Source organism: Metabacillus kandeliae (assembly GCF_021166585.1).
GTDB classification, from domain to species: Bacteria; Bacillota; Bacilli; order Bacillales; family Bacillaceae; genus Metabacillus_B; species Metabacillus_B kandeliae.
Map to the genome: position 1 here is coordinate 1 of NZ_JAJOZE010000003.1, position 12,300 is coordinate 12,300.

17 protein-coding genes are annotated in these 12,300 nt (G+C 42.4%); all 17 read right to left on the minus strand.

Features of this window, described 5'->3' with window-relative positions; all coding sequences use genetic code 11:
* Nucleotides 1–17: 17 nt before the first annotated feature.
* Nucleotides 18–272 (minus strand): hypothetical protein, encoded by a 255-nt coding sequence (locus LRR81_RS09330; RefSeq protein WP_231789092.1) that lies wholly within the window; start codon nt 270–272, stop codon nt 18–20.
* A gap of 254 nt (nt 273–526) precedes the next feature.
* Complete coding sequence (locus LRR81_RS09335; protein WP_231789093.1) at nt 527–877, minus strand: flagellar protein FliT; 351 nt, start codon at nt 875–877, stop codon at nt 527–529.
* The gene (gene fliS, locus LRR81_RS09340) at nt 877–1,278 is read right to left on the minus strand and encodes a flagellar export chaperone FliS (RefSeq protein ID WP_231789094.1); all 402 of its coding nucleotides are present in this window, start codon (nt 1,276–1,278) and stop codon (nt 877–879) included. The genes LRR81_RS09335 and fliS overlap by 1 nt, the downstream gene beginning before the upstream one ends.
* Nucleotides 1,279–1,292: 14 nt before the next feature.
* The gene (locus tag LRR81_RS09345) at nt 1,293–2,822 is read right to left on the minus strand and encodes a flagellar hook-associated protein 2 (RefSeq protein WP_231789095.1); all 1,530 of its coding nucleotides are present in this window, start codon (nt 2,820–2,822) and stop codon (nt 1,293–1,295) included.
* Nucleotides 2,823–2,837: 15 nt separating this feature from the next.
* Nucleotides 2,838–3,176, minus strand: a complete 339-nt coding sequence (gene flaG, locus LRR81_RS09350) for a flagellar protein FlaG (protein ID WP_231789096.1) — start codon at nt 3,174–3,176, stop codon at nt 2,838–2,840.
* Nucleotides 3,177–3,768: 592 nt separating this feature from the next.
* A complete protein-coding gene (locus tag LRR81_RS09355; protein WP_231789097.1) occupies nt 3,769–4,389 on the minus strand; it encodes a hypothetical protein in 621 nt (206 codons plus the stop codon).
* Nucleotides 4,390–4,870: 481 nt separating this feature from the next.
* Nucleotides 4,871–6,151 carry a flagellin N-terminal helical domain-containing protein gene (locus LRR81_RS09360; RefSeq protein ID WP_231789098.1) on the minus strand — a complete coding sequence of 427 codons (1,281 nt, stop codon included), beginning with the start codon at nt 6,149–6,151 and terminating at the stop codon, nt 4,871–4,873.
* 170 nt (nt 6,152–6,321) lie between these two features.
* Nucleotides 6,322–6,540, minus strand: a complete 219-nt coding sequence (gene csrA, locus LRR81_RS09365) for a carbon storage regulator CsrA (protein WP_231789099.1) — start codon at nt 6,538–6,540, stop codon at nt 6,322–6,324.
* An 11-nt stretch (nt 6,541–6,551) separates the two neighbouring features.
* Nucleotides 6,552–6,968 carry a flagellar assembly protein FliW gene (gene fliW, locus LRR81_RS09370; RefSeq protein ID WP_231789100.1) on the minus strand — a complete coding sequence of 139 codons (417 nt, stop codon included), beginning with the start codon at nt 6,966–6,968 and terminating at the stop codon, nt 6,552–6,554.
* A 22-nt stretch (nt 6,969–6,990) separates the two neighbouring features.
* Nucleotides 6,991–7,560 carry a DUF6470 family protein gene (locus LRR81_RS09375; protein WP_231789101.1) on the minus strand — a complete coding sequence of 190 codons (570 nt, stop codon included), beginning with the start codon at nt 7,558–7,560 and terminating at the stop codon, nt 6,991–6,993.
* Nucleotides 7,561–7,612: 52 nt separating this feature from the next.
* Nucleotides 7,613–8,494 carry a flagellar hook-associated protein FlgL gene (gene flgL, locus LRR81_RS09380; protein ID WP_231789102.1) on the minus strand — a complete coding sequence of 294 codons (882 nt, stop codon included), beginning with the start codon at nt 8,492–8,494 and terminating at the stop codon, nt 7,613–7,615.
* Nucleotides 8,495–8,504: 10 nt separating this feature from the next.
* Nucleotides 8,505–10,007: a flagellar hook-associated protein FlgK gene (gene flgK / locus LRR81_RS09385; RefSeq protein ID WP_231789103.1), complete on the minus strand. Its 1,503-nt coding sequence runs from the start codon at nt 10,005–10,007 to the stop codon at nt 8,505–8,507.
* 16 nt (nt 10,008–10,023) lie between these two features.
* Nucleotides 10,024–10,506 carry a flagellar protein FlgN gene (locus tag LRR81_RS09390; protein ID WP_231789104.1) on the minus strand — a complete coding sequence of 161 codons (483 nt, stop codon included), beginning with the start codon at nt 10,504–10,506 and terminating at the stop codon, nt 10,024–10,026.
* Nucleotides 10,507–10,522: 16 nt separating this feature from the next.
* On the minus strand, nt 10,523–10,783 hold the full coding sequence (gene flgM, locus LRR81_RS09395; protein WP_231789105.1) for a flagellar biosynthesis anti-sigma factor FlgM: 261 nt from the start codon (nt 10,781–10,783) through the stop codon (nt 10,523–10,525).
* Between the two features lie 81 nt (nt 10,784–10,864).
* Entirely contained in the window at nt 10,865–11,281 is a 417-nt protein-coding gene (locus tag LRR81_RS09400; protein WP_231789106.1) for a TIGR03826 family flagellar region protein, read from the minus strand.
* 57 nt (nt 11,282–11,338) lie between these two features.
* Nucleotides 11,339–11,875 carry a ComF family protein gene (locus LRR81_RS09405; RefSeq protein ID WP_231789107.1) on the minus strand — a complete coding sequence of 179 codons (537 nt, stop codon included), beginning with the start codon at nt 11,873–11,875 and terminating at the stop codon, nt 11,339–11,341.
* 130 nt (nt 11,876–12,005) lie between these two features.
* Complete coding sequence (locus LRR81_RS09410; RefSeq protein WP_231789108.1) at nt 12,006–12,299, minus strand: late competence development ComFB family protein; 294 nt, start codon at nt 12,297–12,299, stop codon at nt 12,006–12,008.
* Nucleotide 12,300: the final 1 nt, after the last annotated feature.

Here is a 12,300-nt window from a genome sequence, read left to right on the forward strand (position 1 = left end):
CTGGAGTCAGGTTCTTTTTATTTTACCTCGATCACAAAGCCGGCAGATGTATCCCCTCCGCTGCCCTCTTTCTTTTTCCAATAAGCAGATACCATATAATAATAAATGCCTCTTTCACTCGGGGCTTGAAAAGAGCCTTTTTTCAACGGAATATTTACTCCTTGCTCATCAGGAAATTGCTGAAGATACATCTTGAAAGGCGCAGGCTTATAGTTGAACTTGATGGAAACAGGAGCATTTGGTGAAACAGCAGTTGGTTTTACTCCCCGCAAGAGTAGCTTTCCCCCAACGCTGTCTCTACAACCTGAGGCCCAGCAGGTGCTCCCCTGTCTGGCGGGAATATCGATAGTTTGAGAAGTGATAATCGGAAGGGGTGGATCATAATACATGTCGCAGGCAGTAAACAAAGGGATCAGGACAAACAAGGCAAAGAAAGGGAACCGTTTGATTGGAGAAACCCCTTTTTTCCAATATTTGTTTATAGTATGACATAAAAAAACCTTAAAAGACAATACATCTTTTAAGGTCAATTACGCTTATCATAAAACATCCCATCAATCGAAACTGACTGATAGGGGTTTACATATTTCACTGTATGAGTCTTTGCTTTTTTCACATTCACAAGATCTTTTTGAATATCCTCTTTGATACTTGTCATTCTCTCGACAAGCTCTATGTTCCAAGAAGCAATCTGCTCAAGCTGTTTTTCCTCAAGGGCAGAAAACGGCGCTGCCAGCTGGCGAAGAAAAGGCTCTCTCTCATCAAGCAAACTGTCGAGCTTTTGGATTAACTCTTCCCGCATTTCCTTAGAAACAGGCTCGCTGGCTTTAGTTAAAAGCTCCTTCGTCTTGTCAAAAATTGACTGAACAGCACTCATTAAACTTGTCCGCCATTTCCAAACTGCTGCTTTCGGTTCAGTTGGACGACCTCTTTCCAAGTATCACGGAATTCAGTAACATAGCCTTCAACCTCTGAGAGAATTTCCAAATCATTTTTCAGGTTTACTTGAATAAGCTGATGGTTCATATATTCATAAAGCGCTATGAGGTTCTTAGAAACTTCCACGTCCATATTAAGAGTAACCATCAATTCCTGGATGATCTTTTGTGCTTTGATTAAGTTTGTATTTTTATCTTGGATCTGATTCTGTTCAATCGCTGTGCGCGCCTGTTTTAAAAACTTCAGGCAGCCGTTATACAGCATCAAAGTCAGTTCACCAGGGGATGCAGTGGTCACAGAGTTTTGCTGATAGGCTTGATAGGGATTATTTATTGCCATTTTTCAATCTCCTCTTATTGTCCGCCGCCGAAATTGTTCATAATGTAGGCAGACTGCTGGTTAGCCTTGGAAATGGCCGTTTCCATAGCAGTGAATTGGCGGTAGTAGCGGTCTTCGACTTGGGTCATTCGGGCGTTGAAAGCTGTGATGCGGCTGTCGAGATCGTTTAAGTTTTTACCGATGGTGAACTTTTGGTTCGTCATCATGCTGTTGCCGGCTTTGCTTTCGACTTTTGTGATGGTGTCTTTGATGGATGCGCGCAGGCGTTTCCCAATACCGGATGTATCATCAGTTGTTCCGCTCGCATTGAAAAGCTGATAAATCGCATTCGGATTCTCCTGAATCTTTTGACGCAACTTTGCTTCATCAATGACAAGCTTTCCCTTGTCCAAATAGTTAGGAGAAGTGGTAATTCCAATTTCAGAAAGCTGGTTATACCCTGTTACATTGGTTGAACTTTTAACCGGTGCATACATATTGTTCCGAAGACTGTTTAATCCGCTTGCTAAAAGACTATCATTTCGCAGCAAGCCGCTTTTTGCTTTTTCTTCCCATTGCTCCTGCTGCTTGTCTGAAAGGGATTCTCTTTGAACGTCTGTAAGCGGTGTATAGTCTTTATATCGGTCTTCAGATGTTTTGCCGTTAATTTTATCGATAGTGTCGTTGTATTTGGCAACGAATTTTGTGATGGTGTCCAGGATGCCGTCTACGTCTGTGGTACTTGAAACAGATACTGGCGCAGTTGTTAATTGTTTGAGTGTATATTCAACACCGTTAACGGAAAAAGTGTTTGAGGTTTTTTCCATCTGAAAGCCATTAAGTTTAACAACGGCGTTTGTTCCATCAGTACTTTTTAAAGTATCTTGACTTGTATCAAAACCAAGGCTTGCCATGACGTTTTTAGTGCTGGCATCAGATGTAGAAATAGAAGCTCCTTTTCCAGTTTGATTATTGGAAAAAACTACTCGCTCCGCATAAACCGGAATCGTTTTAGCAGCATCGTTTGGATCTGGCTGAGTCCCTACCTGAATGTTTTCCTTCATAGCAGAAACACCAAGAGAGCTGGAATTTATTTTCGAAATCACATTATCAATCGTATCTGTGGCACTGATCGAAATTTTAACTGTTCTGGCAGCAGTAGCTCCCGGGTCCATTACGTTAAACGTTAAATCTGCTGCAGTGCCTGCTGTGAAAGTTGGAGCAGTATCAGAAACCCATGAAGCAGGTTTTGCAAGCTGGGATACCTCTACAGAAGAAGTGAAGTTGCTTGATGCACTGATTGCTTTTGCGGAAACACTGGCATCATTAGAACTTGTGACTGTTTTCTGTATAAATGAAGCCTGCCTGCCAATCCCATCAAAAATCGTCTGATCCAAGTCTTTCAGCAGCTTATTCATGTCACGGTAATCATCCCGCTGCCATTCAAGCGTCTCCTTGTTTTGCTTCATCTTATCAAGAGGGATCCGCTCCGCCTTCATTAAATCGCTGACCATCTGATCAATATCCATGCCGCTCGCAAGTCCGCTAATGCGCATTGTAGTCATACTGCTTCACCGTCCTCAGATTTTTTTATCCATTAATAAACCTATAAAATCATTCATTGCCGCGTAAGTATCAAGCAGCCTTTTCGAAGGAATCTCTTTCACTACCTCATTGGTTTGATCATCTACTACAGTTACATAATATTCGTCTAACTTCTCGTGAAGTTTAAATTGCAGGTGGGTATTGCCGGATTGCACAAAATCGTTCATTCCGTGGATTGCTTTTTCCAGCTGTTCCTTTGTAATTTGCGTCTCAGCATTCTCTTGAACTACCGGAATGAGATGATCCTGTTTTGTTTTATTTTCGGTTTCTTGGGTGTGAGGAACATGCTGTGCAGATATAGTATTAATGGACATGTGAAACACTCCTCATTTGTTCTCTACTCGTTATATCGGCTTCAGTGAAAAATATTTAATAGCTACTCACCGAAACGAAACATTTGTTCTTACATAATGACAATTGGGGGGAATTTACATGAATAATTTTCTAGAGCTTTCTAGTTTGGAGAAAAATATTCGATTAGCCCGTATTGTAGGAGATGGAGATATCACTAAACTCTACAAGGATTCCAGTAGGCAAGATCGAAGTTACAGGGAGCCTTACGGTCTTTTGCAACAGGATAAATTTTCGACAGTTCACTATCTTTATTCGAATCAGTTTCTGTAAGTTTCAATGTTCTTGATTGAGGACGAATTGGACATACCGATCAGCCCATTAGTATCTAGTTCTTCCCCTTCCGTTGGAACAGCATCTATGTCATCTAGCAATTTCATAAGTCTTCCTTTCGGTGACCATGTAATGGTTGGCACTTAGCACAAATGGGTAACCTAACTCCTCGAAAGGAATTAGGGCTTAAGATTAGCTTAAACATTATAATAATATATTCTTATTTTGCTATTTGTTTCATAGGTCTTCAATCTCTTATTACAAACCAAGCAATTCCATGTATTATTTAAGGTATAAATTTGGACCATATTGGTCATCTGGGTAAGGCAGTCTGGCTAGATGATACATTAAAAAAGCTAAATATTTTTTTGTATGGGATTTAAACTCAGCAAAAGTACCAATTTCTCTACTTCTAAAAGCATGAATAGCATTTCTCCTCTGCTGCATAAATAAAACCCAATCGTCAAATTCTGAAGCAGATTCCCTATCTTTCCAAACTTTATCTCTAAAATATTGGCGAAGTTTTTCAAATGAAATCTCGTCAGGCTGTAAAACATCTCCTCTTCTGGTCTTAAAATTCGTGGAGTCATCCAGATAATCATTTAAATATACGGAAAGAAACAGCTTTATAGTTCCCTCTACCAAAGTACCGAGATTTGCCCAAGCAAGTATTAAATCTCCATTTTCCGCTTCAAAACAAGAGCATTCATTCCACTTCTTCATTGAATGAGACAACGATACTTGCCAATCCAATCTTGACTTACTTAAAAAATTTGATACTTCCATTGGTGCCCATCCTAATGCGTCTGACCAGAAATCTCTAGCATGTTTATTGAGCTCAATAATTTTATCAACTACTTCTAAATACGCTAATTGGTTTAATTTCGAAATTGGAATCTTCATAATTCCTCCTGTTTTTGACTATTATATATCTTTAATCATCATTTTTTTCAAATAGAGAAAAAAGAGACCCTAGTATATGAACTAGAGTCCCTCTCAAATAATCTAAAATTAACGAAGAAGTTGTAAAACTCCTTGTGGTTGTTGGTTCGCTTGCTTTGCGACTGTATCTTTCGACTACAGAATAGACTATATCTTCATCCATGTTTTTCATGGAGCTGGGCACTTCGAACAGCTTTTGCTGCCCTACGAGATTCATAGTCATAGCTTTCGCCTTAGACCGTACTTCTCTAGTCGTTGAACCTTCTCCAGAGTTTCCTCACAGGAGCTTGGCTGCTGATTATCCATTGTTTCACCTTCATCATTTTCAGACCATCACGCTTACCGTTTCCAGTTACGTTGTGGTTGATGGAGCTTTAGGAAGTTCCAGCAATTCACCCAGTTATACTCTTATCCATTGCTAGATAAGACGCCCTTCGAATATTTACCTTAGAAGTTGTAAAACTCCTTGAGGTGCGCTATTCGCTTGAGCCAACATTGCTTGTGCTGCTTGAGAAAGAATTGAATTCTTAGTTTGGTTCATCATTTCTTTCGCCATATCTACGTCACGGATACGAGATTCCGCAGCAGTTAGGTTTTCAGAAGATGTGTTTAAGTTGTTGATGGTGTGCTCTAAGCGGTTTTGATAAGCACCCAATTTTGAACGTTCACCAGATACAGCTTTAATTGAGTCATCAATTGCATCAATTGCTGCTGATGCATTAGCAGCAGTAGAAACATCTAAAGCTCCAAAAACTGCGTTATCATCAGTACCGTTAGTTACAGCATTATTTACGAAGACCGCTGTCTTCCCTGAATCCGTTGATACTGTTCCTGTACCAGAAAGCTTCATACCATTAGCTTGTGCATCCGCTCGCATATCTTTAATATCAACAACAAATGTTTGACCACCATTTGCACCAATTTGCATTGTTAGTTTTCCATCTGTACCTTCAGCACCTGTACCAGTATTTGTTAAAGTAACACCACCAGAAGCTGAATCAATTGTTGCAGTTAAAGCAGTAGCAGATTCAAATCCTTCTTTTTGAGTAAATGTCAAGGTACCTGTGTTAGTTGTTACATCATACTTATCTGATAACGAACTATTTTGAAGCGCTCTAGCTAAATTCTCCGCTTGAGCAGTTGCATCTGCTCCAGCTTCTAGTTCATTTTTTGTATAATCAGCAGCTCCAGCTGCTTTTACTGTAAATTTCACACCATCAACATTAAAACTTTCACCAGCAACTAATGCTGTTCCAATAGCAAGTGTGTCTGTTCCTTTAGTTCCAGCAACACCAGTACCTCCACTACTACCATTTAATAGTTTACGAGTATTGAACTCAGTAGTATTACCAATTCGGTTAACTTCAGAAGTTAATTGATTAATTTCTTTTTGAATCTCAGTACGGTCTGCACCTACGTTTGTATCATTAGCTGCCTGGGTAGCTAATTCTCGCATGCGTTGAAGAATATCATGAGTTTCATTTAATGCACCTTCAGCAGTTTGTACTAAAGAAATCGCATCTTGAGAGTTTTTAGATGCTTGGTCTAATCCACGAATTTGTCCACGCATTTTTTCAGAAATCGCAAGACCTGCTGCATCATCACCTGCACGATTGATACGAAGACCTGAAGATAGCTTCTCCATTGATTTAGATTGCCCTGTTGATGCAGTATTCAACTGACGGTAAGTATTAAGTGCCGCAATATTGTGATTAATTCTCATTATTAATTTCCTCCTTGAGTTTCGTTTTCACATCCATGTGAATTTGCAAGTCAGCTTCCAAAGTCGGCCGCCTTTTCAGCTGCTTGCTACACTTCTTATATCGACAGGAAGTTCTTTCCGTTTAATAGATTTTAGAAAAAAATAAAAACATCAAACGTTTGTTTAAGATTTTAGAGATTTTTCAGCTGGTTTAAAAGATCTACAGAGATAGAGGCTGCGCTGCTGTTTTCTTCTTGGATGGAAAGGTAGATTTCTTTGCGGTGGATGTCGACGTGCTTTGGTGCTTCAATGCCGAGTTTAATTTGGTCGCCTTGGATGGCCACGATTTTAATTTCGATGTCATCACCGATTTTAATGGACTCGTTTAGTTTTCTTGTCAGTACCAGCATGCTTCCACCTCCTAGTAAAGCTTGTGTTTCGTTTTGTATGCTGGGTCATTTAAGATGACCTGTTTGGCCAAGCTGTTCTTTTCGTTTACGATAATCGGCGCTTGCAAATTCGCTGTGGAATCCTCGAATTTGTCCTGCAGGGTTAAAATGACCATTACCTGTACATCTTCCGGCTTTTCTATTTTCAGCTTTTCAGCTGTATTGTCATCCAAGTTAAATTCATATTCTTTGAAAAAGGTAAACGGACTTGTGACGACAAAGGCCAGTTCACTAGTGGTGATAGATTGTAAAATTAAAAAGTGAGATCCTTCTTCCAAGGGCAGAACCACGAATTGCTTTTCATCTAAAAACCCTGGTATCCCGCTCTCAAACTGCAAGATTTGAGCCTCGTTAATTTCAATCTCACCATGATATTTTGTTTTCAGCATGCTGTCACACCTTTCCCGTCCATTATACCTTGATATCGACCGTAACAAAATCTACTTTAAGTTCCGGCCGCTGGTCTAGATGGACTTCTATTTTGCCTGGTTCGTAGTTTAAGACTGGCTTATTTTGCTTCACATTAATAATCGGCTTCCGCGGAACAACGTCAATCTTTACCTGCGCCGGCTGAAAATCAATTTTCACGCTGCCAGCTGAGGGAACAAAGCCAATATTAAAATCATAAACAGGGGACGCGCTATTTGCCTGAGCCTGCTCGACAACAGGATTGCCGCCGTTCTCAATCCTCATCAGCTGCTCACCTTCGTCCGATCTTCTGGCAATCCCGCTCAATAGATCCTGATACCCCTGCTGTGCCGCTTCCGCTTTCCTTCTCGCAATGCTTTTCAAATCAACGTCAGCCCTTGCTTCTGTCGTATCAATTGTCATTTTCGCTGGAATCGTTTCAATTGAAAGCTCAGCCTGAGGCTGTTCAATTGAGAGATCTGCTTTCGGCTGCTCCTGCTCCATCTTTGGCTGAATGGTTGTAAGCCCAATTCTTCCTTGGGTACTCTCTAATCTGATCTGAGGGATCTGCATTTTACTCCTCCTATAAGAAAAGCTATCTTTCTAAAAAGATAGCTTTTCATTCTTATCGTAAAAAGTCCATTAGAGTTGGCTGTATTATTCTAGCACTGACACTGAGTGCTGCGCGGTTGACGCTTTCCTGAATTTTCAGGTCTGTAATCACCTGTTCGATATCAGCATCTTCGTTATCAGAAAGAATGCGATTTGCGACAACCTCCTGCTGTGCTACCCTGTCATCAATCAATTCAAGTCGATTGTAACGAGCACCAAGTTCTGAACGTTCTGCACTCATATTATTGAAATGCTTGTCCAGGTTTGCCAGAGGATCATTACTTCCCAATGTATTGGTGTTTACTGCGTTAATAACGTCCTGCATGGTTTGGAAAAGATCCTTGTCATTTACTTTCCCGCCAAAAGCATTTACCCCATTTACATTGGACTTCAGCGAAACACCTTTTATTACTTCAATATTAAAGCTATCCGTTTTGAAACTAGCAGTACCATCTGCAGCAACAGGCGGCTGATCGATTGACGTGCCGTTGAATATATATTTTCCTGCTACCTGGGTATTTGCCACTCCAATTAAATCCTCGCGAAGCTGTTCCATTTCAGCACCGATTGCTTTTAAATCCTCCGCACTATTCGAACCATTCCGTGCCTGAACAGTCAGCTCACGAAAACGCTGAAAAACCTGCGTCCCCTGCTCAATCCCGCTCTCCGAATTATCCATCCATGTATAAGATTCAGACAAATTTCGCTTAAACTGCTCAACCTCCGTCAGGTTCGTCCGGTAGAACATTCCCTTCATGGCCACAACCGGGTCATCAGAAGGTCTGCTGATTTTCTTTCCTGTGGACAGCTGGTTTTGGAGCTTGTCCATGCTGCCGTAGCTTTTGCTTAGATTGCTAAGTGAGTTTTGGGCGAGCATTCCTTGTGTTACGCGCATTATCTCTTACCTACCTTCCGACGAGGCCCATGCCGTTAATGATTTTATCGAGCAGTTCATCCTGAACGGTGATCATCCGGGCTGAAGCGTTGTATGCATGCTGAAACTGGATCATGTTTGTCATTTCTTCATCAAGGGAGACGGCGCTGACAGATTGTCTTCGCTGGTCGACCGCGTCTCTTAATGTTGTGCTGTTTTGGGTCATTTTGTCTGCTTCCTGTGCGTCGACCGCCATTCCGCCGATTAAGCTTTCGTAAAAGTTTTGGAACGTGGTTGTTTTCCCGTCAATAACGAAGCTGCCGTTTTTCACGTTGGCAAGCTTTGTAGCATTGCTTCCGTCCCCTACAGTTCCTGTGCCGGACGCAGCAATATAGTCTGTTGAAGCTAAAATCTCATTTGATAGCTTGATAGAGGCTGCTGCCCCCTTTGCATCAGTCATTGGAGCAAAAAAGTCTGCTTTCGTGCTGTTCAGATTGTAGCCCGCCTGATGAACCTTATTAAACTCCTGCGCAAAGTTAAACGCCATTGCATCAAGACTGTCTATCATTTCTCCATACGTTCCCTGCGTTTTCCCTGAGGAATCAACAAACCCATAAGAATCTGCTAAACTCTTCATTTTCCCTTCTTTATCAAGCTTGTCAAAATTTACTGTATTAGTTCCTATGTTCAGGCCAGTCAAAGAACCATTACTGTCATACGATACCGAAACATCGGCTGAGCTCCTCCCAGGGCCATCCACAAGCGTCCCTGCAGGTGTATTATCGCTGCCGATGATTTTAATTGTCGCAATTCCTTGAGCAATCGGAAGTGCATTCCCGCCGCTTCCTGTATAAGAAACATCAATCTTTACAAGAGAAGACAGCTGGTCAATCAAACTGTCACGAGCGTCATATAAATCATTCGGCAGATAGCCATTCGGTTCAACAGAAGAAATCTGCTTGTTCAAGCTGTCAATTTGCTTTCCGATCGAATCAATCTGCTTCGCTGTTACATCTACTTCGCTTTTCAAATCACCGCGGACGGCTGTCAGTGAATTGGACAGGTAATTAAACGTATCGGCAACAGCTTGTCCACGCTGCCGTACCACGGCGCGCGCTCCTGCATTCGTCGGATTAACGGCAAGGTCCTGCAGTGACTGCCAGAACTGGTCCATCGTTTTAGACAAACCGGTATCAGATGGCTCGTTCATGATCTCTTCCATCTTCTGCATGGCTTCTGATCTGGAATCCCAGTAGCCGAGCTTTGTGCTCTCGCCTCTATATTGCAGGTCTAAGAATCCTTCACGGATGCGTTCAATGGATCCAGCCTGGACGCCTGTTCCCATTTGGCCTGGAATTTTGGCTGCGTTTAAGCCTGGTGCAGGGTAAGGTTCTGTTTGCTCGAAATTGACGCGCTGGCGGGTGTAGCCTGGTGTATTGGCGTTTGATATATTGTGGCCGGTTGTATACAGGGCTCCCTGCTGGGTTGTCATTCCCCTGCGAGCCGTTTCCAAACCAAAAAAGGTTGACGTCATGTTTTTTCCTCCGTGCTTATGCTTTTGAGTCGAAGAGCGATCTTCGCTTCGGTTCCGTTTCCTTTTGTACAGTTGGGCGGGAGTAGTTTGGCGTTTGTTCTCTCGGCAGCAGCATATCCATTGTCATCCTTACAAATTGCAAGGCCTGCTGGGACAGCTGGTGGTTCAGCTGATTGGCTGTTTTGAGCTTGCTCATCACATCAGTGAATTCCCCGAGAAGGCTTGTTAGCTTTACTTTCTCCGCGCCCTTTGCTTTATTGATGCAATCTGTCAGGGTGAGGTCATGCTCTCTTTGCAAAAACTCTGCCGCATACTGAATTCTTCCAGCCTCAGCCTCTTGAATGGACCGAACGGCTGCCTGTTCCCTTAAAAGAAGATTTTTCAGATCATCAGCTCTGTCCTTTTTCAGAAGGTCTGTTTTTTCAAGTGCCATTTCGTAAAGCTCCGTATTCAATTGAAGCAGCCTCTCCAGGCTTGAAATCAGTTTTTCTGCCGGCATAGCTTATCACTCCTGTTTATTGCTTGCGAAAGAAATCTACGATGCTGTTTGCAACTGTGTTTGGATCTACTTTATATGTTCCGTTCTCTACTTGTTTTTTCAATGCTTCCACTTTTTCCTGGCGGGCCTGAACAATGCTGTTTGCCTGAAGGTCTTTCGCTGCGCTTGAAATTTCTACCTTGTCTTTTTTCTGTGCAGCCGCTTCCGGTTTGGCCATTTTATCTAGACTTTTTTGATATGGATTAATTCCAGATACATTGTGGTTGTTAATCTTCATGAAAACCCCTCCATCACTTATTTTTCGGACTTCTTGGATACTCTTAGTATCGTCAGGATTTACTTGATGTTTAGTCCGTTTCTATTTTTCAGGAGAATTGGCATAGTAGGTATTGCGTGATTCCTGGACCTTTTGGCGCAGGCGATCTTCTTCGCGATTCATTTGGCTTATTTGTGCTTCCAAATCTTTTTTGCAGCTCAGGCACAATTTCCCTTCTCTGATCATCGCGCGGCATTTTTCGCAAGGATAGCCGAGATTTTTGAAATTGGAAATCTGGATGCGCCCAAGACGGATGAACTTCAGAACAAGCTCTTCCTCAACACCTGTACCCGCAACAACTTCATCAATATTGGCGCTTCTATTTTCTCTTTTTCTTAAGTAACTGTAGACTGCATCAAATTTCCGCTCTTCTTTTTGGTAGCAGTCATTGCAGACTGTTCGGAATTGGGTTTGGACAAACAGCCCGTCGCAGTTTGGGCAATTCGCTAATTCATTCATATGGTTTTCTCCTATTATTGTACTCTACTCTCATTATCGGTGCAGGAAGGAAAAGGTTTAGCCTCTGATCAAGGTCAGTGAGGAGACAGAGCTGGCACCGTTTTCCAGAAGAATTTTGGCTGCCTGCCTGACGGTAAAGCCTGTTGTATAAAGATCATCGATTAAAAGGAGGTGTTTGTTCTGAATATCATCTGCATAGGAAAGCTGAAAAAGGTGAAGGTTTTGGAGGCGCTCTTTGCGGGATTTTTTGGATTGTTTTTCAGTGGAGATGCGCTTCAAGGGGTGGAGCATGGGGATAGGAATTTGCTTTGCCAGCAGCTCAGCCTGGTTGAAGCCTCTTTCGTACAGCCGCTCTTCGGAGAGAGGGATGGGGACGGCTGCTTCTGCTTCTCGGAAATGCTCTCTATATGTCTTATTCATTTCTCCGGCAAAAAGCTTGGAAAGCTCGGCGTCACCGCGGAATTTGTACCGCGCCAGAACAGCTTTCATCTCTTCATTGTACTGATAAATCGAGATGTTTTTGGTTAATACACCAGCCCATTCGCGGTTTTTGTTCCATCTGAAGCAGTCGCTGCATTCCTGATTATCCGGCATGCTTCTGGAACAGACGGGACAATATGGCCCTCCCAGTTTTTTCAAAGGCAACAGGCAATCTTGGCAGGCAGCAGGGGGTTCGGCCATAAGCAGCAAGGTTTTCCAGGAGACTGTTTCTGAGAGACGTGCGTCACATAAAAGGCATCTCATTTTGACGGCTCTTTTCACACAGAGGATTGTCCGAGACGAGCTTAGCACATTCGGCGAGAATGATGATCAGTGATGTAGCTTCCTGTTTGTCAATGAAGGCTGCTTTTACGTAGGTGGTGCCAGCCCTTTCTGTTACATAGCGGGGAGTTGTCCGATTTAAGGCAAGAGCCAGTACGTCGCTCTGGCATTTCTCGCACGTGCAATTCATCTGCAGGCTTTTTAAATGAGTATCTAGCAAATCAGCCATAATTTGTTCCATCACATTTACGACCATG